Raw genomic sequence first — 25080 nt, 5'->3', positions numbered from 1 at the left:
TGAACCGCAAAGGCGCCACTGGCGCCTTTGCCATCTCTGTCATCGGTGTTGACCCCTGGTGGTCAACTCAAGGATTGCTTATGACCTCTCCGACCTACAATCAGGCCCTGCTCGAGATGGCCACTCAAAGCCTGGCCGAACTGGCCCGCACCGCCGAGCAAAAGGCGGGCAAGCGCACTCCGGCGCAAGAGAGCCACTTTCTCTGCACCTGGATGGCTGACTCCCTCAAGGAGAAGCGCTTCTCCCGTCTGGTGATGGAAGATTTGAAAGCTTGGGTGCAGCTTGGCCGCACGCTGGGTGCGGGTGCCGATCTCAAGGGATTGCTGGAGCGCATCGCCTTCCAGTACCAGTGCGCCATGACCAACCCGCAACAACTGGGGGCCAAGCTGGCGGCGCTGCTGGAGGAGCTCTCAGCGGCAGGCTGGCTGGTGCTGACCGAGAGCGAGGTGAACGCCAAGCTGCGCCTGCAATCGGGCGGGCAGGCGAGCCTGGTGGTAAGCCACAGCGAATATGAAGGCCATATCGAGGACGGTGAGCTTGTCAAACCCCTCACCCTCTATGTGCGCGGTGACGAGAAGGTGCTGGCCGAGGCGGCCTTCAAGCACGGCCTGCTGCTGAGCCAGGGCAACAAGAAGACCACCCTGGTCAAACACCACAAGGCCTACCGGCTGATGCCAGACAACGCCCAACCGGCGCTGGCACTGCTGAGCGAGGCTCGCCAGAGCGCCTGATCCCGCCAGTGTGCTGCAATAAAAACGGCAGACCCTTGCGCAGGATCTGCCGTTTTTTATTGTTCGATGTTTGGTGATGAGGTTGGGTAGTCGTTTAGCGGATCTTGAACCCAATCTGGCCCGCGTCACACCACTCGAACATCACCTCCTCGCTCTTGCCGCAGCAACTGCCACCACAGACCCGGCTTTCACGCTTGATGACCCGCCCCTTGCGCATCCAGACACCGAGCATGGCCTCCACCGCATCTTCCGAGGTGTGGAAGTGGCGAGCCAGATCACGCCGGCTCACCTTCTGCTGCACGGCGAGGTAATCCCCCAGCTCGCGCAGGATCATAAGGTCACCACCTTGCGGGCAACGATGTCACCGTGACGGCGACCGGCCCACCAGAGCAACACCAGAGAAAGGCCGTAGCTGACGATCCAGAACAGGCTCTGCTCCGGATGAGCGGCAAAGGTCGCGACCTGATAGAAGAGGGTCGCGCACATAAAGGCCATATAGTTGCACCATACCGCCGTCATCAGCGCCCACTGACGACCGGTTTCCCGCACCAGCGCGCCCATGGCGGCGGCGCAAGGCATGTAGAGCAGCACGAACAAGAGGTAGGCAAAGGCACCGGCCGCCCCGTCGAAGTGGGTCTGCATGTTGCCGTAGGTGGAGACATCCACCTCCTGCGCCTCGGCGGCAGCTTTCTGGTCGTCGAGGTTGCCAACATCAAGCCCCATGGGGTCGCTCGGGTTGATCTCCGCCAGATTGGCCGCCACGGCATCGATCGCCTCGTGGAAGCTGGCCACCAGCGAGAACTCGCTCGCCTCCTCTTCATCTGCGCCACCACCGGCGTAGAGGCTGTTGAGGGTACCGACCACCGCCTCTTTGGCGAAGATGCCGGTGACGATACCGACTGTGGCCTGCCAGTTGTCATCGCGTACACCTATGGGGTGCAGCACCGGGGTCACCGCCTGGCTGATTTTGCTCAGGACCGAGCTCTCCTGCTCCTGATGGCCAAAGCTGCCATCGGTCCCCAGGGAATTGAGCACGCTCAGCACGGCGACCACCAACACGATGGTTTTACCTGCACCAAAGACGAAAGATTTGAGCTTCTGCCAAGTCTTGATGGCAACGTTGACCGGCCGCGGCCACTCGTAATCCGGCATCTCCATCAGCATGGAGTCGCTCTTGCCCGGCAGCAGGGTGCTGCGAAGCAACAGGCCGGTGAGCACCGCCACCAGAATGCCGATGAGGTAGAGACCGAACACCAGGTTCTGACCTGACTCGGGGAAGAAAGCCACCGCAAACAGGGCGTAAACCGGCAGACGGGCACCGCACGACATAAAGGGGGCCATGGCGGAGGTCATCAGCCGCTCCCGCTCGGAGTTGAGGGTACGGGTCGCCATCACCGAGGGGACGGTACAGCCAAAACCCATCAGCATCGGCACAAACGCCTTGCCCGGCAGGCCGAGGCGGCGCATCAGGGCATCTACCACGAAGGCGGCACGGGCCAGATAGCCGGAGCTCTCCAGCACCGCGAGGAACAGATAGAGGCAGCCAATCACCGGAATAAAGGTGGCCACGGTCTGCAAGCCGACGCCGAAGCCGTCTGCCAGAATGGCGCCCAGCCACTCGGGGGCATTGACCAGTCCCAGCAGGTGGTGCACCCCATCGACAAACAGGGCGCCGCCCATGATGTCAAAGAAGTCGATAAAGGCGCTGCCGACGTTGATGGCAAACAGGAACATCAGGTACATGACAAACAGGAAGAAGGGGATGCCAATCCAGCGATTGAGCAGCACCCGATCCAGCCACTCGCTCTGGGCCTCGGTGAGCTTGCCCTTCTGCTGACGAGCCTGTTGTACCCACTGGTGGATATGGCCGTAGCGAATATCCGCCAGTTGCAGGTCGATATCCTGTCCCTGATGGGCGCGAGCTACTACATTGGCGGCGGCCGCCTGCTGACCGGGCAGCAGGGTCTCCTGCATCACCGCATCCTCTTCCAGCAGGCGCAGGGCGCGGCCACGGGTAGTAAGATGATGCGGGGCGAGCAGGGTCTCCAGCTCCGCCAGATCGGTTTCAAGCGCGTGGCCGTAATCGAGCTGCAAGGCGGCTTGCGGCTGACCGATAAACTGGCGGATCTGCTGTTTGAAGGCGGCAACCTGCTTGCTGTTGTGGGCAGAGAGGGCCACCACCGGGCAACCGAGGGATTTGCCGAGCTTGCTCTCGTCGATGACGATGCGGCGCTTTTGCAGGATATCCAGCTTGTTGAGCACCACCACCATAGGCAGGCCCAGTTCGCGCAGTTGCAGCGTGAGGTAGAGGGAGCGCTCCAGATTGGCGGCGTCGATGACGTTGAGCAGCAGGTCGGGTTGTTGGCCCTGGGCAAAGCGGCTGGCGATCTGCTCGTCCAGACTGCCATCCTGACTGGCCAGGCTATAGATGCCGGGCAGATCCATCAGCTTGAAGTGATGCGCACCCGCGCTGAACTCACCCATCTTCTTGTCGACGGTGACACCACTCCAGTTGCCTACCTGCTGGCGGGCGCCGGTCAGGGCGTTGAACAGGGAGGTCTTGCCGCTATTGGGGTTACCTACCGTTACCAGGGAATAATTCATACCAGCTCTACCTCTATTTTCTTCTGAACCCGCCGCGTGTGTGGCAAGCCGCTTTGCAGGTTCGACTTATTGTCTCTGAACCGCTCCCGGTGACTTTCTTGACCGGAGCGGCAGCCGAGCAGGGGGTTATACCGGCTCGACTTCTATTTGCTGGGCCAGACTCTTTTGCATGGATAGACAGATCCCCTGGCACTGGATCTGGAGCGGGTCCCCCAGGGGGGCGGAGCGCAGATAGATGACTTCAGTCTGGGGCAACAGGCCCATCACCATCAGTTTGCGGCGCAGCGGCCGGGCGAGCAGATTCATATTCTTGATGCGAGCACTCTGTCCCGGTGACAACTGCGTGAGTACCATGACTGACTCCTGAAGTTAAACAATAATAATTCGCTTTTACTTGGGGCATTATAAGCTGTGTCTTCAACTTTTATTTGAGTAAAATCAAACTCCGCTTAGCTAACCCATAAAGTATTGCCATGAGTCACGACAACAACAGCCGCCTCGTTTACAGCACAGATGGCGGCATGATCAAGGAGCAGAGCGCTCCCCAATCCGCCTCCCCCTTCCCCACCGACGGCACCGTGCGCATTCGCCGCGAGACCAAGGGGCGCAAGGGTGCCGGGGTGATCACCATTCATGGCGTACCCGCCGATCAGCAAAAATCCCTGGCCACCCTGCTCAAGAAAAAGTGCGGCACCGGAGGCGGTATCAAGGAGGGAGTGATCGAGATCCAGGGGGATAAACGGGACCTGATCAAAACCGAGTTGGAGAAAGCCGGTTTCAGCGTCAAGCTGGTGGGTGGCTGATCCCCTTGTCACTCATGCGGTTTTTCCCTAGAATGCCCGCTCCCATCGAGGGGGAGTAGTCTCGCACACCGGTGCCATCCATTGCATGAATACCGGTTTGCGACCCTGATCAACATACTTGGTGCCAAATCACCATGGTCAGGGTGATCCATGCCAGCCATGGATTTGACAAGACCTTTGACGGGCCAGTGCCAATACCGGGGACGGATGGCGCAGGCTTGTCTTTGGTTTATAACAATTCCGTCCCCCGGTCATTTTTATGGAAGCCTTGTTAACCTCAACCCTCAGCGTCGCTATTGCCGAAATCGGCGATAAAACCCAGCTGTTGGCGTTGCTGCTCATCTGCCGTTTTCGCAAGCCCTGGCCCATCATCGCCGGCATGCTGGCGGCTACCCTGCTCAACCATGCGGGCGCTGCCTGGATTGGCGAGTTCATCAGCCGCTGGCTCGATCCCAAGATAATGACCTGGCTGGTCGCCATCGCCTTTATCGCCATGGCTATCTGGATTTTGGTGCCGGACAAGATGGATGACGAGGAGAGCCCGCTCGATAAATACGGCCCCTTTATGGCCACCTTCGTGCTCTTCTTCATCGCCGAGATCGGTGACAAGACCCAGATCGCCACCGTGCTGCTGGCCGCCAAATATGACTCGCTGGTGCAGGTCATTACCGGCACCACCCTCGGCATGATGCTGGCCAACGTACCTGTGGTGCTGATCGGCAAGCTGGGGGCAGACAAGCTGCCGCTCAAGGGGATCCGCATCGCCTGCGCCATCCTCTTCGTCGGCCTTGGGGTGAGCACTCTGATCTTTGCCTGATCGCCTTTTCCGCTGCTCAAGCCCTCCCCTGTGGAGGGCTTTTTGTTTACTGCTGTGTCTATTGCGTAATCCGCTGTCGCAACCACCAGCCGTAGAGCCAAGGGGCAGTGCACGGTTGCGGGTGCCTCATGCCATAATGGGGCAAACCTCGTGGAGTCCCCCCATGCACAACATATCAAGAGAGACGCTTCTCGAATGGGTCAAACAGGGACGGCTGGCGCCAGAGAAGCTGGCGGACGCACTGACCCTCGCCGATCTTCCCCCCATCCGGCGCGCTGGCAGTGGCTGTTTGACCGGCTGTTGCTCTGGCTCGGTGCCCTCTGCATCGGGGCTGGCCTCATCTTCTTTGTCGCCTTCAACTGGCAAGAGCTGGGCCGGGTCTCCCGCCTCGCCCTGCTGGAGGCACCGCTGCTCGCCATGCTGATTCTGCTGTGGCGCAAACCGCTGGGGGATACCCCCCGTCAGGCGCTGCTGCTCGCCATCGCCCTCAATATCGGCGCCCTGCTGGCGCTGGTGGGTCAAACCTACCAGACCGGCGCCGATCCCTGGCAGCTGTTCGCCACCTGGGCGCTGATGCTGTTGCCACTGGCTGTATTTGGCCAAAGCCCCCTGCTCTGGACCTTAAGCTGGCTGCTCGGCCAGCTGGCGCTGGTGCTCTACTGGCGGCTCGGTTTGTTCACGTTTTTCTTTACCTTCGATGAAGAGGGGCTGGGCTGGTGCCTGACCCTGCTCAACGCCGCCCTCTGGGGTCTGCTTCTGCTGGCACCTGCCAGCTGGCGCCTGATGCCAAGCTGGCTAGCGGGCCTTGCCGCCGGACTTGGCGCCACCCTGCTCGCCCTGCTAGCGCTCTTCGATGCCGCCTCCCCGCTGGTGTGGCCGCTCTGGCTTGGCTGGCTCGCTGCGGCCTATGCCCTTTGGCACCACAGATTTATCGCCGGACTCGCCATGGGGTGCCTCAGCCTGATTGCCGTCATCCTCGCGGCGCTGGGCAAGTGGATGGAGCCCGACATCAACGGCTTCTTGCTGCTGAGCCTGATTGCCATCGGCCTTTCGGTCACCGCCGCCCGCTGGCTGCAACAACAACGGAGGTCTCATGAGTGATCTGACCCTTTGGCAAGCGCTGCAACAGGCCAATCTGGTGGAAGGGGATCAGCCCCGCAACAACCAGCCACACTGGTCGAGCCGCTTTCTGCTCGGGCTGGTGGGCTGGATTGCCGCCCTGTTCCTGCTCTTTTTCCTGTTTCTCACCTTCGAGCAGCTGACCCGCGAGGCCAACAGCGCCCTGCTGCTGGGGGCCGTGCTGCTGGCGGGGGCCTACGCCCTCAATCGCAGCCAAAGCGGCGATCTCTGGGATCAGTTCGTGCTGGCCCTTACCCTGGCGGCCGATGCCTGGCTGCTCTATGGCCTGCTCGATCAGCTTGATCTCCATCACGCCCTGCTCTGGTTTGGGTTGTGCCTGCTCTCCCTTGCCATCGCAGTGCTGTTCGATCACTGGCTGGTGCGGCTGTTTCACAGCGTGGCGGCGGCCCTGCTGCTCACTCTTGGCCTTGCCTGCCTCGGGCTGCAACTGCTGGCGCTGCCGCTGGTAATGGCGGCCATCGCCTTCTGCTGGCTGCGGGCAGATAGGGATCCAGAGCGCCACCAGCTCTACCACTCCATCACGCTGGGGCTCGCCCTCTCGCTGCTGGTGCTGGGCCGTCTGCACCATCCGCTGTGGGATGGCGGCAGCAGCGTGCTGGACGAGCTGGGGCTTTCCCGCCTGCCGCTCTGGCTCAATCCCCTGATCTGCGCCGCCCTGCTGCTGGCGGTGATGGTGAAACTCAAGCTCCCCCTGCTGTTTGGCCTGCCGCTGGTGCTGATCAGCGCCGTTATCCCTGGCATGGGGGCGGGCGCACTGGTGCTGATCCTCGGGTTTTATGCCGGCAGTCTGGGGCTGATGACCCTCTCGGCCCTGCTGCTGCTCGGCTATGGCTCGCTCTATTACTACGATCTTGGGCTCACCCTGATGACCAAATCCTGGCTGCTGCTGGGCTCCGGCATCCTGCTGCTGGGGGCCCGCCAACTGCTCACCACCTTTGCGGCAAGGAGCGACTCATGAAACCTGTGACCCGACAACTCGCCCTGTTGCTGAGCGGCCTCGCCATCCTGGCGGGCATCAATGCCACCGTCTGGCGCTATGAGCACGCCATGAGCAGCGGCGAAGTGGTGCTGCTGCGGCTCGCTCCGGTCGATCCCCGCTCCCTGATGCAGGGGGATTACATGCGGCTCAACTATGAAATTGCCCGCGAGCTGACCAGCCGCGACGCCAGAGCTACTCAAAACAAGGGCAGCGACACCCTGGTGATCCGCCTCGATGCCCATCAGGTGGCCACTCTAGTGGCCGATGGCAAACCGGATCGACTCGCCAGCGATGAGCGGCTATTGCAGGTGCACCAGAGCGAGCGGCAGTGGCAGATTGGCCCCGATGCCTACTTCTTTGAAGAGGGCACGGGGGAGCAGTACGAAACAGCCCGCTACGGCGAGTTCCGTCTGCAAGCGGATGGCAAGACCCTGCTGGTGGGGCTGCGGGATGAGGCCTACCAGCCCATCGGGCTGATCCGCGCCCGCTGGTAGCGGCAGTGAGTGGCTATTTACTCTGTTCATGGTCACACTCAAGGGAAGGTTGATCGCTAAGGATGTTCCCAATGAGGATATGGCTGATCTGTCATCTGTTGCTGCTCTGCTGGGCCTCGACGGCCCGGGCTGATCTGGGCAAGCTCGAGTACCTCACCGAAGAGTACCCCCCCTACAACTACAGCGATCCGCAAGGCCAGCCCACCGGCCTTGCGGTCGATCTGCTGCAGATGATCTGGCAACACAGCGGCGTGACGCCCCAGCCGGTGCGCATCCTGCCCTGGGCGCGAGGTTATTACTTGCTAACCCAGAAGCCCAACGTGGTGCTCTTCTCCACCGCCCGCACCCAAGCGCGGGAGGATCTCTTCAAGTGGGTATGCCCCATCGGCTACTCGGAGTACATACTGCTGGGCCGCAAAGCGCAGAACATCACCCTGACCGCTTTCGAACAGATGAGCCAATACAAGATCAGCGCGGTGCGCTCGGATGCCGCCGAGCAGTTGCTGCTCAACAACGGTATGGATGACAACAACATCATCCCGGCCAACCGCCTGTCGCAGGGGTTGAAGATGTTGCTCTCCGGCCGCGCCGACCTGCTCGCCACCAGCAAGCTGGCGGGATATGACGCCATCCGCGAACTGAAGCTCAATAGCGACGACTTCAACGTGGCCATGGTGCTGAGCGCAGAGCAGCTCTGCTACGCCTTCAGCCGTCAGGTGCCCGACAGCGAGATCACCCTCTTTCAGCAGGGCCTGACCCGCGCCCTCGCCTCGGAGGAGTTTCGCAAATTGCAGGCCAAATACCTGCCGGTGCGCTGAGCACTCACTCACCCGCTGGGCAGCAGTTCGCTGCCCATTTTATTGATGAAAGATGCAATAGAGGTGGCTAGCTATTCCCGCCACAAGCAGTCAAACTGGGCTACATAGTTGATTGCGAAGGATCTTTCCCGTGCGGACATGGCACCTACCTCATCTGCTACTGCTCTTGTGGGCCACCTTCGCGCAGGCCGATCCGGGCAAACTCGAGTATCTGAGCGAAATCTCTCCCCCGTTTAATTTCAGCGACCAACAAGGGATGCCGACCGGATTGTCGGTGGAGCTGATGCAGCTTATCTGGAAAGCGCGCGGCGTGTCGCCCCAGCCAATCCGCATTCTGCCCTGGGCCCGGGGCTACAACCTGCTGCAACAAAAACCCAATGTGGTGCTGTTTGCCACCGCCCGCACTCCGCAGCGGGAAGCACTCTTCAAGTGGGCCTGCCCCATCGATCACTCGGAGTTTGTGCTGCTGGGGCGCAAGGCGGACAACATCACCCTCGGCTCCGTGGCCGAGATCAGCCGCTACAAGGTCGGCGTGGTGCGCTCCACCGTCTCCAAACAGCTGCTGCTCGAGCGAGGTATCGATGAGCGCCAGCTGATGCTGGCCAACCGCCTCACCCAGGCGGCCAAAATGCTCACCTCCGGTCGCGCCGATCTCTTTGCGACCAACAAGCTGGCTGGCTATCAAACTCTGCAGCAGCTTGGCTTCAAGCCGGATGACTTTCATGTCGCCTTCGTGCTGGATGCCAGACCGCTCTGCTACGCCTTCAGCCGTCAGGTGCCCGACAGCGAGGTCGCCCTCTTTCAGCAGGCGCTGACCCAGGTCGTCGCCTCGGCGGATTACTCGGCCCTGCAAGCCAAATACCTGCCGCTGCGCTAACGCCCCGATCGCCGCCGACATAGGGCGCAAGATGGCGGCCGCCCCCGCGCTTTTTTGCCAAACATGCTCCGTCGCCTTGGCGAAATCGGCCAGCTTGGTCACACTTGAGCAGATATTCCCTTGATCAGGATGGCAAAAATGAAACCATGGATTGGATTGGCCGGGGTGCTGCTGGCCACCCTCGCACAGGCGAGTCCTGAGCTCGGCAAACTGCACTACATCACCGAAGAGTACAAACCCTACAACTACGCCGATGCCAGCGGCGCCCCCACCGGCCTCGCAGTCGAGCTGCTGCAACTGGTATGGAAAAAGACCAATACGCCGGCGCAGCCCATCACCATCATGCCATGGGCGCGCGGTTACTACCTGCTGACCCAAAAGCCCAATGCGGTGCTCTTCTCCACCGCCCGCACCCAGGCGCGGGACCCCCTGTTCAAGTGGGCCTGCCCCATCGGATATGCCGAGATCGTGCTGGTGGGGCTGGCCGATCGCAATATCACCATCACCAAGCTCGACGATGCCAAGGCGTTCAATATCGGGGCGGTACGAGCCGATGTGGGGGAGCAACTGCTGCTCAACAACGGCTTTGACGAGACCAAATTGATGGCCGCCAACCGGCTGGCACAGGCGCTCAAGATGCTCACCTCCGGCCGGGTCGATCTGGTCTCCACCAACAAGACCACCATGGAGCAGCTGATCGTCGAGCAAAAACTCGATCCCGCCCGCTTCAAGGAGCAGTGGGTACTGAGCTCGGAGCAGTTCTGCTTCGCCTTCAGCCATCCGGTGAGCGACGAGCTGGTCAAGGAGTTCCAGACCGGCTTGACCCAGGTGCTGGCGAGCAGCGAATACCCGCTGCTGCACAGCAAATACTTCCCAACCCCCGCAGCCAAATAGCGGAGCCGCGTCGAGCACCAACAACAAGGGGCCCACCGCGGGCCCCTTCGCTTTTTTCCGTTTGCGCTCCCCTCCTTTACCGTTTGCACTCCTCTCGCGGCGTCACCCCACCGCCCTGCCAGCTCCAAGCCCCGACAACCAACAACTAATCGCTAATTAATAAAAGTTTGTGCCAGCGCAAAAAATCACTCTTTTCTGATAGTTAGCTCATCAAAACCATAGATAAGACCACTCTGGCTCCGTAATATGGCGACGGGCGTCTGTTGACCCCTTTTCCGAGATCAATGGTCAACGGCGCAATCTGGTAGCGACAGTCAGGGGCGGTAGCGACTTTAGCGTAGGGTCGAGTAGGGTCGATTAGCGAAGCGTAATCGTCCACGGTAACCATCCCCTCTCCCCTTGCGGGAGAGGGTTAGGGTGAGGGGTCGGTAACGTCTTTGCCCTGCAACAGGGTATTGGCATGGCTTCGCCAGTAGGGTCGATTAGCGGAGCGTAATCGTCCACGGTCGCTGTTCCCTCTCCCCGTGCGGGAGAGGGTTAGGGTGACGGGGTCGGTAACGTCTTTGCCCTGCAACAAGGTATTGGCATGGCTTCGCCATGCAGGACGCGAGGACTCCGTCCTCGACGGGGTTTCGCCGCCGCTGCGCGGCTTGGCGAGTGACTTTGGAAAGACCCAAAGTCACCAAAGGTCTAATCCCCCACTTGTTCGCCCTCCTGCGTCGGGTTCCCTCGGTTCACCCGTTTGTCCCACGGCACGCGCCGATGGGCCATCCATGGCCCAGCGGCGCTCGCTCGGCGTCCTGCCTCGCGGCCTGGACAAACGGGCTCACCTCGGCGAACAACAGGGGGCAACACCCAGCCCGCAGCCCCGAGGCCAGTTAACAGGCGTAGGGTGCAATAAGCGCAGCGCATTGCACCGCGGTAACACTCCCCAGCCTATTCGGGGCAAAGATCGGGCGGGTTGTTGTCTCGCTGCCACCCCCTCGCCACCCCATGGCGAGAGCAGATTGTCGCACCTATGCAACAGGTATCATCGACATGGTTGCATAGGTGAAAAAAACATGGCGGGTATAACGGCAAGCGGCAGATATCCCAATTTGGAAACGGCTTTATATTGAAGGCCCGACAGTGAGTATTTCACCGTAATAACACCATATTTCTCGAACGTCCGATTACGCTTCGCTAATCGAACCTACGAACTATAAATAAATACATTTAATTGCCAAGGATATCAACATGACACCTATTGAAAAAATTAAGGGTTGGATTGAGGACAAACCAATCTGGTGGAAACACACTATACGTTTGGCATTAGTCAATGGAGAGCTAGATCAGGATGATATCAATGAGATATATCAAATTGCTAGAATTGAACATTATTTAGAAGATGAACAGCAATTTGATCGTTCTCGATTAGATGTAGCGTTAGATTTTTCTGGTTATACGACTGAAGTAGATAAAGTTAACTTGGCATCAATAGAAAATGTCCAAGGAGTCGGAGTTCTTCATGACGAACAAATTCTGAAATTTAATGAAAGTGGATGTTTTATTGTTTACGGTGATAATGGTGCTGGTAAGTCAAGTTATGCCAGCATTTTAAAGAATGCATGCCTAACTCGTGGATCATGTCCAACGATATTGGGAAATGTTTTTTCGGTAAACAATCCAACTCCAAGTGCAAATATTAGAATCACTGTAGGTGGAAAAGATGAGATTCACGCTTGGTCTTTAAACAAAGATATAATACCCTCTCTTAAAGCAATAAGGGTTTTTGATTCCACATCGGCTCAACACTATGTCAACAAAGAAGACTCCCTTGGTTTTAAACCATCAGGGCTAAATCTATTGACCGAACTAACCAAGACGATTAATAGAATCAAAGCATTTATTGATGAAGATACCATGGCAGGTAACGGCTTTATCAAAATTAATCCTTTGGAATCCAACTCAGTTACAGCTCAATTTTTCAATGACATATCTTACAAAACTAATGAGGCTGATGTACTTAATCATGTAGCCTCGAAAGAAGAAATATTGAGAATTGAACCTCTCTTGCAAGAGATATCTAAGTTTAAGTTACAAACACCAGAATCAATTAAAGCATCACTGCGTCAACAAATCGACATTTTAACTCCATTGTATCAATCAACAACAAACATTTTAAGGCACTTAGGAGATAAAGCATTTGAACGATTAGTCGAATTGCAAGATGATTATCATAAAAAGCAAAAGATTGCTGATGATATAATGCAGGCAACATTACAAGGATTACCTCTGGATACAATTGCAGGTATAGCTTGGCAAACAATGTGGACAGCCGCAAAGAACTTTATTAAGTCTGAACCAAAGGCTCATAACTTCCCACCTATTCAGGGTGATTCTTGCCCTTTATGTTTACAAGATATTTCTGAGGTCAGCGCTGAACGACTAGCTTCATTAAGCACGTTTTTAGCGAACTCAGCAGCTACAGATGCAAAAGATGCGCACAATTTACTTAAAAATGCTCTTTTAATGATTTCATCTCAAGATGTCAGCCTCACTAATCATAATGCTGCGCTAACAGAAATAGATAAGTTACAACCAGGAATGGCAGATAAGATAACTGTACTATTTAACACATTATCTGAACGTCAAAAGCTATTCACTACTTCATCATCATATCCAGCTAGCGACTCACCTCTAGATACTTCTGCTGCTACAGGATTATATACAGCTATTAACATAATCGCTGAACAATTAAGCTCAATTAATGATAATAATGACCTATCTAAACTAATAATTAAAAAGGAATCAGAGCTAAATGAAATCAAAGACAGGAAATACATACAGGAAAACCTTGAGCACATACTTAATAATATCAGAAGGCATAAAGTTATCGAGAAAATGAATAAAATAAGGAGTGAGTGTGATACAAGAGGCATCTCTTTGTTGTCATCAAAAATTTATCAGCAAGATGTAATAGAACCACTCAAAAACTCCTTTCAAAATGAATTGAAAAGTTTCGGTTTTACTCGTTTCTCTGTTGACGTACAGACAAGAAACTCTGGAGGTTATCAGCAATTTAAGTTATCGATAGCTGAATCTGGTGAACAAATTGTTGCGAAGGTGGCAAGCGAAGGAGAGCAACGCTGTATTGCTATAGCAGCTTTCTTGGCCGAAATGAAAGTTGATAACAGACAGTCCACTGTTATATTTGATGACCCAGTCAACTCATTGAGTCATCAATGGAGCTGCAAAATTGCAAAGAGGCTTATTGACGAATCTATAAATCGCCAAGTAATTATATTTACACATGATATAGTATTTTTTAAAATTCTGTTAGAGCAAGTGGAAATTCAACAAGCAAAATATGGGAGCTTAACTCTCGAAAGATCAAGAAAGCATGCAGGAATTGTCAGAGATAGCGCCCCTTGGGAAGCATTAACGACCTCCAAGCGTTTAAATTATTTGAACACCAAGCTTCAAAATTTAAGAAAAATCGATAAGGATGGAACAGAAAATGACTTCCATCGTGCCTCTAGAGAGTTTTATGGCTTACTCCGAGAGTCATGGGAACGTTTGATTGAAGAAAAGCTTCTGAACAAAGTAGTATGTAGATTTGAACGAGGTGTTTCTACGCAACGCTTGTCACGGCTAATTGACATATCGGAAAGTGACATACAATTAATAGATAATGCCATGAGTAAATGTAGTGCTTATTTTACCGGTCATGATAACGCCCCAGCTGTTGGTGCCCCCTGCCCAACTATTGATGAAGTGGAAGCAGACCTTTCTCAGATTAAATCATATCTGAGTGACTTACAGGTTCTAAGGAAAAGAACTTAACTTATTAAAGGCTTATTTAACGTCATCAAATTACATTTCCATATAAAGATTTGGGTTATCTCTATGACCATTAAAAACCGCAGCCTTGAGCTGCGGTTTTTATTTCTATTTCCCTGACACTTTTTAACTCAAGCCAAAGCCCTATTTCCCCACCTCCTTGCTCTGCCCTCCCCTTTCAGCGGAAAAGGCGGTCAACATGCACGCTAAAGCCACGGGCGGGCACGGTATTGGTTCCCCCTGCAAACCGCCGAGTCGAGTTCAACGGGTCAGGAGCGCCATCAGGGATGATGGCGCAGCCGCAGCCGGCACAGGGATGTGCCGTCTGCGGCGCTCCGTCCGACCCGTTGGACGAGACGAGGGAACCCGCGAAGCGGGCGGGTTGCCGGGGGAGAAGACCTTTGGTGACTTTGGGTCTTTCAAAAGTCACTCGCCCCAGCCCGAAGGGCGGGCGAAACCCCTTCGAGGGCAAGGCCCTCGTGTCCTGCATGGCGAAGCCATGCCATTAAGGAGAGAGGGAAGGTGCCAGCCCTCAGACCGGCCACAAAAAAAACCGCAGCCCTAGGGCTGCGGTTTTTTATTAGCTCAACCTGTTGGCACCAGACGCCAACAAGGCCAACCGGCCTTAGGCACGGCGCCAGCTGGTCTTGCCGGCGCTGTCTTCCAGCACTATGCCCATCTCGGTGAGACGGTTGCGGGCGGCATCGGCAGCAGCCCAGTTCTTGTCGGCACGGGCCTGATTGCGCTCGGCGATCAGGCGCTCGATCTCGGCAACCTCTTCGTCCGCTTCGTCACCCTTGAGGAAAGCCTCGGGGTCTTGCTGCAGGATGCCGAGCACGGCGCCCAGTTCGCGCAGACGGGCGCCCAGCGCGGCGGCAACGGCCATGTCTTCACCCTTCTGGCGGTTGATCTCGCGCACCAGATCGAACAGGGCGGAGTAGGCTTCCGGGGTGTTGAAGTCGTCGTCCATCGCTTCCTTGAAGCGCGCCACCTGCTCCTCGCCACCGGCAGCCGCGGCCACCGGCAGATCGCGCAGGGCGGTGTACATGCGCTCCAGCGCGGCGCGGGCTTGCTTGAGGTTATCTTCCGAGTAGTTGAGCTGGCTGCGGTAGTGGCCAGACATCAGGAAGTAACGGACGGTTTCGGCATCAAAATGGGCCAGCACATCGCGGATAGTGAAGAAGTTGCCAAGGGATTTGGACATCTTCTCTTTATCCACCATCACCATGCCGCTGTGCATCCAGGTGTTGACGTAGTCGCCACCGTGGGCGCAGCAGGACTGGGCGATCTCGTTCTCGTGGTGCGGGAACTGCAGATCGGAGCCGCCGCCGTGGATGTCGAAGTGGTTGCCAAGGTGCTTGGAGTTCATGGCGGAGCACTCGATGTGCCAGCCAGGACGGCCCGGGCCCCAGGGGCTCTCCCAGGTCGGCTCGCCGGGCTTGGACATCTTCCACAGCACGAAGTCCAGCGGGTTGCGCTTGGCATCCACCACATCAACGCGGGCACCGGCTTGCAGCTGCTCCAGATCCTGGCCGGAGAGCTTGCCGTAGTCGGCGTAGGATTCGACGATAAACATCACGTCGCCGTTATCCGCCACATAGGCGTGCTCTTTTTCCAGCAGGGATTGCACCAGCTCGATGATCTCTTCGATGTGCTGGGTGGCGCGCGGCTCGATATCCGGGCGCACCATGCCGAGGGCGTCGAAGTCGGCGTGCATGTCGCCAATCAGACGCTCGGTCAGCTCGTCGCAGGTGACGCGGGTTTCAGCGGCGCGCTTGATGATCTTGTCATCCACGTCGGTGATGTTGCGCACGTAGGTGAGGTCGTAACCGGCGTAACGCAGGTAGCGAGCGACCACATCAAAGGCGACGAAGGTGCGGCCGTGGCCGATATGACAGTGATCGTAGATGGTGACGCCACACACATACATGCCCACCTTGCCCGGGTGGATAGGTTTGAATTCTTCTTTTTGACGAGTGAGTGTGTTGTATATCTTCAGCATCTTCTAACCACTGCCTGTGAGTAAAATGGTTGGTCATAATACCCCGTTCGGGGGCAGAAAACGAGGCAGAAAAGCGGGCCAATCCCGCCTGCCAGCACGGTTACGGCGCCAGAGAGACTATGCCGCCAGCCCCTGATGGGCTAGAATTGCCACCACTTTATGCCATACACCTGCGGGCACTTCGTCGCCCGCATCAAATGAAAGGACATATCATGGTCACTCTGCACACCAATCACGGCGACATCACCCTCACCCTGAATGCTGAAAAAGCCCCGGAAACCGTGGCCAACTTCCTGCAATACTGCCGTGACGGTCACTACGACAACACCATTTTCCACCGTGTCATCGACGGCTTCATGATCCAGGGCGGCGGCTATGCCCCGGGCTTTGAAGAGAAAGACACCCGCGCGCCCATCAAGAACGAAGCGGCCAATGGTCTCTCCAACAAGATCGGCACCATCGCCATGGCCCGCACCATGGAGCCGCACTCTGCCAGCGCCCAGTTCTTCATCAACGTGAACAACAACGACTTCCTCGACTTCAAATCCGCTACCACTCAGGGCTTCGGCTACTGCGTATTCGGTGAAGTGACCGCCGGTATGGACGTGGTCAACAAGATCAAGGGCGTCAAGACCGGTAACTACGGCCGCATCCACCAGGACGTGCCGGTAGAAGACGTGGTGATCACCAAGGTGACCCTTGCTGACTGATCTCTGCCGACTCGGCACAGACAAAACTGCGGCCCCGGCCGCAGTTTTTCCATCTGCCTCCCCCACTGCCAGTCCGAACTGGCGCCGCCTCGACTATCTGGCCCACGGCAACCCGCGCCAGCGCTCGGCCCATGCCCTGCTCACCGCCGGTGTGTGGGATGAGCTGGCCGCGCAGTGCGCCGATCTGGCGCTGGTGAGCACGCTCGCCATCGGCCTGGATCGGCCCGGCAGCGATCTCGATATCCTCTGCCAGCATCCAAATCCCGCCGAGTTTGCCGCTACTTTTGCAGAGCAAGGCTGGCAGGCGAGCCCCAAGGGCGACAATGTCTGGCTGCTGGAGCGCACCTTTTCCTGTCTCGAGCAAAAGAGTATCGATAGCGATTGCTCCAAGAGCGAGGCCCGCTGGCCGCTGGAGCTCTACGTGACCCCAGCTCCCATCGAGACGCTGAACGGCTGGCGCCACCTCACCCTGATGGCAGCTTTGCTCGAGCGGTTTGGTGATGCCTTCTACCGTGAAGTGCTGCGCCTGCGCCTTGAAGAGGGATTGAAAGGGGAAGCGGCCACGTGCCGGTTGCTGGGTCTGGCGGGCGATCCTTACGCCGCGCTGCTGACGCTGGAGGGACGCAATCTGGCCGAGCTGGCATGGCAGCCGCCATCCCGTGACGATATCCATACCTCAACTGGCACGATGGCGCCCGCAGCGCACGATTCGTCCCCTGTTGTGTCTACTACCTCTGCCACCCCTGTTTGCCCTGTTTCGACCGAGAGCCCGATCCCCACATCATGAGCACCCTCTTTATCAGTGACATTCACCTCTCTGCCCAGCGGCCCGATATGACCGCGGCACTGGTGCGCTTTCTCGAGCACGACGCCCCCGGCGCCGATGCCCTCTATGTGCTGGGGGATCTCTTCGAATTCTGGATTGGCGACGATGACCCCAATCCGCTCCATCAACAGATGGCCGACGCCTTTTTGGCCCTGAGCCAGCAGAACGTGCCCATCTACTTTATCCACGGCAACCGCGACTTTCTGCTGGGCCAGCAGTTTGCCAAGCGCGCGGGGATGACATTGCTGGGTGACCCTTGCGTCATCGACCTCTATGGGGAGCGGGTAGTGCTCAGCCACGGCGATCTGCTCTGCACCCTGGATGAGGGGTATCAGAAGTTTCGCCGCATCACCCAGCTCAAGTGGCTGCGCTGGCTCTTTTTGCGGCTGCCGCTCTCCCGCCGTCAGGCCATCGCCTGCAAGATGCGCGGCCAAAGCCAGATGGAGAACGCCCACAAGAGCCAGATCATCATGGATGTGACGCCCGCGGCGGTGGACGAGATGCTGCGCGCCCACGACTGCCGAATGATGATCCACGGCCACACCCACAGACCCGCCATCCACGACTTCACCCTGGACGGCCCGCCCGCCCGCCGCATCGTGCTGGGAGACTGGTTCGAGCAGGGCTCGGTGCTGATCTGCCGCCCCGGCGAGCAGCGGCTGGAAATGCGGGCGCTGGCAACGATCGACCCCGCCGCTCAGCCATCCGTCTGACATCCCCCCTGTGCGGGTTGCAGGTAAAACCTGCGGCCCGGCGCCCCCCTGTAAACCTGGTGAACCGACGTATCACGATGAGATCAGGCTGGTATGGCCTGTGCCGATGGGGTGCTCGCCCCATCCCTATCGGTTCTGCTGCGCCAGCAACACCAAATACGGCAAAAGCCGGCCAAAAAAACATCCAAGATGCTGAAAATAAAGCAAAATGACCATTCAATCAGCGTTGAAATAAGCAAGGCAGCTCATTAGACTACCGACTCCCCTACCCGTCGTAACACAAGGAACGTATCAAACAATGAAAAAGACGGTTCTCACCCCCTTACTGGCGCTGTTGATCACAGGCTGTGGCGGCGGTGATGGCGAACAGGAAGAGACCCCTATCCGCCCCCCTGTCACCCCCAACTATTTCGAGGCATCCAGCCAGAGCAGCGCGGGCGGACAGTTGAACCCCACCAACCTGCGGTTGGCGGCGGGTGAACAGGGGCGCTTCTCGGTACAGGCTGACAGCGGTTACCTCCTGACCGATATAAGCGGATGTGATGGCACCCTGGACGGCCTCACCTATACCACTGGCCCCATGCGCAGCGATTGCCAGATCTCGGCCAGCTTCACGCAGGAGAGTGCCGCCGTCTATTTCAACGCCACCACCCACGCTTCTCAGGGGGGGGCGCTAAGCCCCGACTCCCTGCGCCTGAATGCGGGTGAGCAGGGCCGTTTCACCGTGCAGCCCGAGAGTGGCTTCGTACTGGCGCAGATCGCTGGGTGTGAGGGCACCCTGACGGGTAATACCTACACCACAGCCCCCATGCGCGCCGATTGTCAGATCTCGGCCCGCTTTATCAGCGATGCCGCCAATGCGATTGCCCGGGAAGATCATACCCTTGCCAGCGAGCAATCCCTGATCGCCCATGCCCGTGCGACGATTGCCGACAGTGAGGCGCACCGCACCGAACTGGTTCGCAGCCTCTATCAGGGAATGGCACAGATCAGCTGGAACCCGAGCCACGACTCCATCACCTTTTCCAGCTTCCAGCCGGAGAGCACGGTGACCCTGCTCCCCTCCAACATCAATGGCAAGGGGGAGAGCGAGATCCGGGGTCTGGTGATGGTCTCCGAGCAAGCCGATTACCGTCAGGCCGCCATGGGGGCGAACCTGTTTTCCGTTGACCGCACAGCGCAGAGCGAGGCGCTGCTCAAGGGGCTGATTGGCTGGCTGACCCGGGGCAAGGATAGCGATGGCCTGCGCATCCTCACCACCCAGATGCCTAGTCGCGCCGATAGCGTCTATTTTCCCCACAACGAAGGCGTGCGTGACTGGCTCAAGGCGATCTATCCCGACAAGCACAACATCAACCCGGCCAATACCTGCGATTATCAGGCGCTGAGCGACTGTATCGACACCATGGCGCCGGAGCTTATCGTGATCAGCGATATCGACCGCCAGGGGCTGGGGTATCAGGGGATCGCAGAGGCGATCGCCAAGGCCAAAGCGGCCAGGATCCCGCTGCTGCTCTCCAACTATCGGCGCGATGCCAGCCCGCTGCTAAGCCCCCTCTATCTCGATATGGGGCTGGTCACCTGGGGCAACTACTGGTCAAAACTCAGAGCCAGCGATCTGGCAGTGAACACCATCATGGCACCCGACACCCAGCTGATGGCGGTCGATACCCTGCTTGGCAACCTTCTGGATCGCAACTTCACTACCCAGTGGCTCGATAGCTGCGGCGGCAACTTTATCAATTGCGGTGGCTCGGAGAGCTTCAACCAGCAGTTCAAGCTGGGTGCCGACTGGCTGAGAAATGCGGCCATCACCCTCGACAAGGCCGGGATCAGTCCCTTTGCCCGTGACGGCGTGACACTGTTGCCCGCCACCCTGCTGCTGGCCGACAAATACCGTGCCGCCATCGACTACCCGATTGCCTGGGATGAACATCAATCCTGGCAGCAGGCGATGTTTGCCGACTGGCTGGTGAGCTATGCCCGCCCCCGTACCCCGGCCCAGCCCGATCTGGGGGAGTACGTCACCGATCGCAACAAGGTGGTGAAGGGACAAGCGGCTCACTATGCCTATCCCGCAACGCTCACCGACAGTCGGCGCATTGCGGTTCCCTACAGCGGGCAGTGGACCACCACCGGCTGGTATGCCCTGCCGGGACAAACCATCACCCTGAGACGCACCGATAACGCCGATGTGTCTGCTACCGTCCGACTCAACTACCATAGGCCCAACACCAATCGCGCCTATGAGCAGAAGATCTATCGAGCCCCGCTGGAGCTGACCACCGGACGACTGATCTTGGCCAAGGGGGGCAGCGTCACCTTCACCTCTCCTTATGGCGGCCCTATCTATCTCTATCTGGAAGGGGGGGCAGCATCGCTGGCCGTCCAGGTAAGCGCCACGGGCGTCACCCGTCATCCGGCCATCATGGATTTCAGTGATGAGCAGCAGATACGCGAGTTCAACGAGCGGCTGGAACAAACCGAGCTGCCCCATATCGATCTGCGGGCCGATGGCGCCGAACAGCATCTGCGCCGGGATCGCTTCACCAAGGCGGTGGGGGGCGTCATCCCCGACACCAATGCCCTGCTCGACAGCATCGCCCGGGATCACATCAATGGCGTCTACACCCTGGCGGGCCTGAAAATTCAGGGAAAGGGGCTCGATAAGTCGCTGCCGGCAGATGTTAAAAACGCCTGCGTGGCACTGCTGGGGGAGGGTTGTCTCGATGAGTCGATTCATACCCGCACCATCATCCAGCATGCCAACTATGACCAGAATGCCCATTGCGGCAGCGGTTGCAGTGGCAACCCGTGGGACTCTTCCGGCAGCATCAGCCCGATCGGCTGGCTCGACAATCACGAACTGGGCCACAACCTGCAGACCAACCGGTTGAACGTGCAGTACGCAGCGGCAGACGATGCCGACAACTGGAGTGGCTACGGCAGCCGGGCGGGGGAAAACTCCAACAACATCTTCCCTTATGTGGTGAAGTGGCGCGCCCATTATCTGAGGGATGGCAACACGGCGCCCATCAAGGATGGGCACATGAATCACAAGGATCTCTTCTATGTGTTCATGTCTGATGCGGCGCAGGTACGGGACAGGAGTGGCAACCGCGTCGTGCTCGGGGCCAACTGCCAGGTGCTCGATACCGGCGAGAGTCGCTACGAAGCCCCCTGGAAGAGCAATGCCTACGCCGTCCACAACGGCTATCGCATGGCGTTTTATATCCAGATGGCATTACGCGCCCACCGTATGATTCTGACTGATGGCACCCGTCTGAACGATGGCTTCACTATCTTCACTCTGCTCTATCAGCATTCACGGATCTTCGGCGCGGCAGCCGACAGTGAAGCGCAGTGGAATGCCAGCAAGGATAGGCTCGGCTTTAGCCTGTTCCCCTACTCGGGGCATGCGGTCTATGGCGGCAAACGGGTGCGCGACATACCGGGCAATGACTTTATGCTGATTGCACTCAGTCGGCTCACCGGCTGGGACTGGCGTAATCACTTCGATCTGCTTGGCCTGCGTTACTCCAGCCTCGCGGTCGCTCAGGTGCAGGCCAACCAGCGTTATGGCAGCCTGCCGATGGGGATGTATGTGCTGGAGGATGACCTGCCCCCAGCCAACATGAGCGAAGGCGTCACATTCCTGCCGCTCTCTGAAAGCGACGGATCCACCCTCTGGCCCCGCAACAGTGGCTCGCCAAGCGCCTGCCCAACACCCTAAATAGGGTCATCGCGATAACCACAACAAGCGCCCGGCAGGGCGCTTGTTGTTTATCCGGCCTCTGGCCCCGTTGTTGATGATGTGAAGAGGGTGGAATTAAGTGGTGATCGCTCACAGATCAGCAAAGCAAACCTGCACTCCTCCTTCAGTCCCCAGGTTGTGTGAACCCCGTCACCTTGCCCCTTGCCGATTGAGAGGATGATAGCGCTCAGGCAGAAACGTCTTTCTCGCCAGTATTTCAACAAGTTGAGGTTTGTATGCCTGACAGCAATGCGGTCGCTCACCCGTTCGATGCCAAGAAGATCAATGTCAACGATCCCTATGAGATGAAGCAGTGGATCAAAATGTTCGAGTGCACCGAAGTCCAGCTGAAACGGGCGGTCAAGGCAGTCGGCACCTCAGGCAAGGCGATCAGAAAATACCTCAAGAAGTGAGGGTGCAACCCCGTCACAAACCCGGCCCCGCTGACGGGCTTTTCTCATTTTGGCCTTTACGTGGGCCATCCCCGCCCCTGTTTGGCGGTGCACATACCGCCATTCAGCCGCTCATAACCGGACTGTGCAGCCCGACCAGCACTGGCCGCCGTCCGACAGCTTGTGACCGGCCAGCGCCGTCTGGCCCTTCGCATCCCGGCATCCCTGCCTATAATGCGGGCTCAAACACACAGAGAGGATTAATCCATGGGCTTTATCACCTGGATCGTATTGGGACTGTTGGTGAGTATTCTGGCGAAGTGGATCATGTCGGGCCGCGATGGTGGTGGCTTCTTCATGACCGCCCTGCTGGGGATTGTCGGCGCCATGGTCGGCGGCTATGTGGGCACCTTGCTGGGTCTGGGCTCGGTGACCGGCTTCAATATTTCGAGCATTGCCATCGCCACCGTGGGTGCCCTTATCGTCCTGTTTGTCTTCAACAAGATCCGCAGCTGACAACCCAACGCCATCTTATGTGTAGATAAACAGGGCACCGCGAGGTGCCCTCTCTTTTTGTATCACCTTCACTATTTTGCCAGCGGCAAGATCAGCCTCACCAGCAAGCCACCCAGCTGAGTGGCAGGCAGCAGCACCACCTCGCCGTGGTGGTAGTGGGCGATGTCGCGCACCAGCGCCAGACCAAGCCCTGCTCCCGGCTGTTCGCTCCCCTGCTCGAGGCGCTGGAACGGCTGCCAGACCCGCTCTGCCAGCTCGGGGGCAATGCCGGGGCCGCTATCCTCCACCTCAAGCCAGATCTGCCCGTTGCCGTGCACCACCCGCGCCGTCACCGTGCCGTGGGTCGGGGTGTATTTGATGGCGTTGTCGAGCAGGTTGGCGCACAGCTCCCCGAGCAGCAGCGGCTCCCCTGCCACCATGACGGCGGACTCCTCCCCTTCGTAACCGAGATCGATCCCCTTGCTGCGCGCCTGCGCCAGCCGTGACAGACAGGCCTGCTGCACCAGCGCCGTCAACTCGATGGGATCCCGCAGGCGCAGCCCGGAGCACTCGTCCGATTTGAGCCGGGCCAGCAGCAGGAGCCGCTCGGTCAGGGCGATGGTGTGATCGAGCCGCACGGCCATGGCATCGAGGCTTTCGCTCATCAGGGCAGGATCGCCGCTGCCGCGCGCCACCTCAACCTGGGTTTTCAGGATGGTGAGCGGGGTGCGCAGCTGGTGGGCGGCATCGGCGCTGAAACGTTCCTGCCGGGCCACCAGCTGGCGCAATCGGGCCAGCTGGCGGTTGAACGCCTGCACCAGCGGCCGGGTCTCCTGCCAGGGGAGCAGATCCGGCAAGGGAGCGAGCGTGGCGGCATCGCGGCGCAGGATCTCCCGCGACAGGCGGCGCATCGGGGTGAGCAGCCGCTTGAGCAACAGATAAGCGAGCAGCAGGGTGAGCACCACCAGCGCCCCCTGCGTTAGCACGGCCGACCAGAGCAGCTGCTGTGCCAGTTGCTGGCGGCCGAGCAGGGTTTCCGCCACCGTGATGCGGGCCATGCCGGTGACGCCCCCCTCGCCTACCGGTTGCAGCAGCATCACGGCGCGGATTGGCGCCTCCTGATAGAGGCCGTCGTAGAAGTAGGCGAGCGCCGGATAGCGGTCGGTCAGGGGCGTGCCGACCGGCATGGGGGGCAAATCGTCAAAGCCGGAGATGACCCTATCGTCGATGCCGCGCACCTGATAGAAGAGGCGATCGCGCATGTTGCGCTCGAAGCTGTCGAGCACCACATAGGGCACATCCACCTTGAGAACACCATCGTTTGCCGTCAGCCGCTCGGCGACGGTGCGGGCCGAGGCAAGCAGGGTGCGATCATAGGCCGAGGTGGCCGCCGCCAGCGCACCGTAGTAGCTGTACCAGGCCGAGGCGGCCCAGAGGATCAGCAAGGGGCCCCCCAGAAACAGCAGTAGTTGATGGAGCAGGGAGCGACTAATGGGAGGCCTCCGGCGCCGCTTCCAGCAGATAGCCCAGCCCGCGCAGTGTGGTGATCACCACCCCGCTGCCCACCAGTTTTTTGCGCAGCCGGTGGATATAGAGATCGATGCTGTCGAGCCCTACCTCGTCATCGAGGTTGAACACCTGCTCGAACAGCTGTCCCTTGGCAACCGGCCGCCCGTGGCGGTACATCAGCGCTGTCAGCAGCGCCAGTTCGCGCGGAGTCAGGGCAAGGCGGGCATCGGCCAGCAGAAAATAGCCGTCGGGATGCAGGGTCAGACGCCCCAGCCGCAACTCGGCACCACCGCTTTCGCTGCGCCGCAGCAGGGCTCGCAACCGGGCATCCAGCTCCCCCAGATCGAACGGCTTGGCCAGATAGTCATCGGCTCCGGCATTGAGACCGCAGATCCGCTCCTCCACCGCGCCGCGGGCGGTGAGCAGCAGCACCGGCACCCCCTGCCCCCGACTGCGCAACCGGCCGAGTACCGCCAGCCCGTCGAGCTTGGGCATCTCGATATCGAGCACCGCCAGCGCGTACTGTTCGTGGCGCAGCAGGTGGTCAGCCTGAGCTCCGTCAGCCACCCAATCCACCGCGAAACCGGCGCTGGTGAGTGCCCGCGACAGCCAGTGGGCCAGTTCGTGATTATCTTCCGCCAACAGCAAGCGCATCCCTCTCCCCTTGTTCCTAACCACGGCATTCAGCCGCACTGCTTCA

At 58.6% G+C, this 25080-nt stretch carries 21 protein-coding genes and 1 pseudogene; 16 read left to right on the top strand and 6 right to left on the bottom strand.

Annotated features, from left to right (window positions below):
• Window positions 1–80: 80 nt before the first annotated feature.
• Complete coding sequence (locus ACTG2J_RS08475; protein ID WP_158114005.1) at window positions 81–731, top strand: DUF2913 family protein; 651 nt, start codon at window positions 81–83, stop codon at window positions 729–731.
• A gap of 94 nt (window positions 732–825) precedes the next feature.
• Here ACTG2J_RS08475 and ACTG2J_RS08470 read toward each other — a convergent pair whose 3' ends face one another.
• The 3 genes from ACTG2J_RS08470 to ACTG2J_RS08460 all read right to left on the bottom strand — a co-directional run bounded on the left by ACTG2J_RS08470 (window position 826) and on the right by ACTG2J_RS08460 (window position 3689).
• Complete coding sequence (locus ACTG2J_RS08470; RefSeq protein WP_021229435.1) at window positions 826–1065, bottom strand: FeoC-like transcriptional regulator; 240 nt, start codon at window positions 1063–1065, stop codon at window positions 826–828.
• The gene (feoB, locus tag ACTG2J_RS08465) at window positions 1062–3335 is read right to left on the bottom strand and encodes a Fe(2+) transporter permease subunit FeoB (RefSeq protein ID WP_439997387.1); all 2274 of its coding nucleotides are present in this window, start codon (window positions 3333–3335) and stop codon (window positions 1062–1064) included. The genes ACTG2J_RS08470 and feoB overlap by 4 nt, the downstream gene beginning before the upstream one ends.
• A 126-nt stretch (window positions 3336–3461) precedes the next feature.
• A complete protein-coding gene (locus tag ACTG2J_RS08460; RefSeq protein WP_439997386.1) occupies window positions 3462–3689 on the bottom strand; it encodes a FeoA family protein in 228 nt (75 codons plus the stop codon).
• A gap of 119 nt (window positions 3690–3808) precedes the next feature.
• Here ACTG2J_RS08460 and ACTG2J_RS08455 point away from each other — a divergent pair, with 119 nt between their 5' ends.
• The 9 genes and pseudogenes from ACTG2J_RS08455 (at window position 3809) to ACTG2J_RS08415 (ending at window position 13982) form a co-directional block, all read left to right on the top strand.
• Window positions 3809–4138: a translation initiation factor gene (locus ACTG2J_RS08455; protein ID WP_005337385.1), complete on the top strand. Its 330-nt coding sequence runs from the start codon at window positions 3809–3811 to the stop codon at window positions 4136–4138.
• A 259-nt stretch (window positions 4139–4397) separates the two neighbouring features.
• The gene (locus ACTG2J_RS08450) at window positions 4398–4955 is read left to right on the top strand and encodes a TMEM165/GDT1 family protein (protein WP_005346773.1); all 558 of its coding nucleotides are present in this window, start codon (window positions 4398–4400) and stop codon (window positions 4953–4955) included.
• Window positions 4956–5118: 163 nt separating this feature from the next.
• Window positions 5119–6056: pseudogene (locus ACTG2J_RS08445) on the top strand (DUF2157 domain-containing protein).
• Window positions 6049–7053 carry a DUF4401 domain-containing protein gene (locus tag ACTG2J_RS08440; protein WP_439997384.1) on the top strand — a complete coding sequence of 335 codons (1005 nt, stop codon included), beginning with the start codon at window positions 6049–6051 and terminating at the stop codon, window positions 7051–7053. Before ACTG2J_RS08445 ends, ACTG2J_RS08440 begins: the two are co-directional and overlap by 8 nt.
• On the top strand, window positions 7050–7568 hold the full coding sequence (locus ACTG2J_RS08435; RefSeq protein ID WP_439997383.1) for a GDYXXLXY domain-containing protein: 519 nt from the start codon (window positions 7050–7052) through the stop codon (window positions 7566–7568). The genes ACTG2J_RS08440 and ACTG2J_RS08435 overlap by 4 nt, the downstream gene beginning before the upstream one ends.
• Window positions 7569–7639: 71 nt before the next feature.
• The gene (locus ACTG2J_RS08430) at window positions 7640–8386 is read left to right on the top strand and encodes a substrate-binding periplasmic protein (RefSeq protein ID WP_236350882.1); all 747 of its coding nucleotides are present in this window, start codon (window positions 7640–7642) and stop codon (window positions 8384–8386) included.
• A 130-nt stretch (window positions 8387–8516) separates the two neighbouring features.
• Window positions 8517–9263, top strand: a complete 747-nt coding sequence (locus ACTG2J_RS08425; RefSeq protein WP_167567360.1) for a substrate-binding periplasmic protein — start codon at window positions 8517–8519, stop codon at window positions 9261–9263.
• Between the two features lie 138 nt (window positions 9264–9401).
• Complete coding sequence (locus ACTG2J_RS08420) at window positions 9402–10157, top strand: substrate-binding periplasmic protein (protein WP_439997381.1); 756 nt, start codon at window positions 9402–9404, stop codon at window positions 10155–10157.
• 1236 nt (window positions 10158–11393) lie between these two features.
• Window positions 11394–13982 carry an AAA family ATPase gene (locus ACTG2J_RS08415; protein WP_439988779.1) on the top strand — a complete coding sequence of 863 codons (2589 nt, stop codon included), beginning with the start codon at window positions 11394–11396 and terminating at the stop codon, window positions 13980–13982.
• 622 nt (window positions 13983–14604) lie between these two features.
• On the opposite strand, the gene cysS is transcribed toward ACTG2J_RS08415, so the two are convergent.
• Window positions 14605–15981, bottom strand: coding sequence for a cysteine--tRNA ligase (gene cysS, locus ACTG2J_RS08410; RefSeq protein WP_421298656.1), 1377 nt, complete (start codon window positions 15979–15981; stop codon window positions 14605–14607).
• A 212-nt stretch (window positions 15982–16193) separates the two neighbouring features.
• Between cysS and ACTG2J_RS08405 the strand changes: the two genes are divergently transcribed.
• The 6 genes from ACTG2J_RS08405 to ACTG2J_RS08380 all read left to right on the top strand — a co-directional run bounded on the left by ACTG2J_RS08405 (window position 16194) and on the right by ACTG2J_RS08380 (window position 22892).
• On the top strand, window positions 16194–16691 hold the full coding sequence (locus tag ACTG2J_RS08405; RefSeq protein ID WP_005337417.1) for a peptidylprolyl isomerase: 498 nt from the start codon (window positions 16194–16196) through the stop codon (window positions 16689–16691).
• Window positions 16681–17478, top strand: coding sequence for a DUF4269 domain-containing protein (locus ACTG2J_RS08400; protein ID WP_439988780.1), 798 nt, complete (start codon window positions 16681–16683; stop codon window positions 17476–17478). The genes ACTG2J_RS08405 and ACTG2J_RS08400 overlap by 11 nt, the downstream gene beginning before the upstream one ends.
• Window positions 17475–18230: a UDP-2,3-diacylglucosamine diphosphatase gene (gene lpxH / locus ACTG2J_RS08395; RefSeq protein ID WP_439988781.1), complete on the top strand. Its 756-nt coding sequence runs from the start codon at window positions 17475–17477 to the stop codon at window positions 18228–18230. Before ACTG2J_RS08400 ends, lpxH begins: the two co-directional genes overlap by 4 nt.
• Before the next feature lie 298 nt (window positions 18231–18528).
• Window positions 18529–21963 carry an ImpA family metalloprotease gene (locus ACTG2J_RS08390; RefSeq protein WP_439997380.1) on the top strand — a complete coding sequence of 1145 codons (3435 nt, stop codon included), beginning with the start codon at window positions 18529–18531 and terminating at the stop codon, window positions 21961–21963.
• Window positions 21964–22220: 257 nt separating this feature from the next.
• Entirely contained in the window at window positions 22221–22397 is a 177-nt protein-coding gene (locus ACTG2J_RS08385; protein WP_005337420.1) for a DUF3606 domain-containing protein, read from the top strand.
• Window positions 22398–22643: 246 nt separating this feature from the next.
• On the top strand, window positions 22644–22892 hold the full coding sequence (locus tag ACTG2J_RS08380; RefSeq protein ID WP_439988783.1) for a GlsB/YeaQ/YmgE family stress response membrane protein: 249 nt from the start codon (window positions 22644–22646) through the stop codon (window positions 22890–22892).
• Between the two features lie 71 nt (window positions 22893–22963).
• On the opposite strand, the gene ACTG2J_RS08375 is transcribed toward ACTG2J_RS08380, so the two are convergent.
• Window positions 22964–24316, bottom strand: coding sequence for a sensor histidine kinase (locus ACTG2J_RS08375; protein ID WP_439988784.1), 1353 nt, complete (start codon window positions 24314–24316; stop codon window positions 22964–22966).
• Between the two features lie 43 nt (window positions 24317–24359).
• Window positions 24360–25034, bottom strand: a complete 675-nt coding sequence (tctD, locus tag ACTG2J_RS08370) for a transcriptional regulator TctD (RefSeq protein WP_005350926.1) — start codon at window positions 25032–25034, stop codon at window positions 24360–24362.
• Window positions 25035–25080: the final 46 nt, after the last annotated feature.

The sequence above is a fragment of the Aeromonas sp. 6P genome (assembly GCF_051919525.1).
GTDB classification, from domain to species: domain Bacteria; phylum Pseudomonadota; class Gammaproteobacteria; order Enterobacterales; family Aeromonadaceae; genus Aeromonas; species Aeromonas veronii.
The sequence above is the reverse complement of the archived record's forward strand: the minus strand, read 5'-3'. Positions and strand labels throughout refer to the sequence as shown.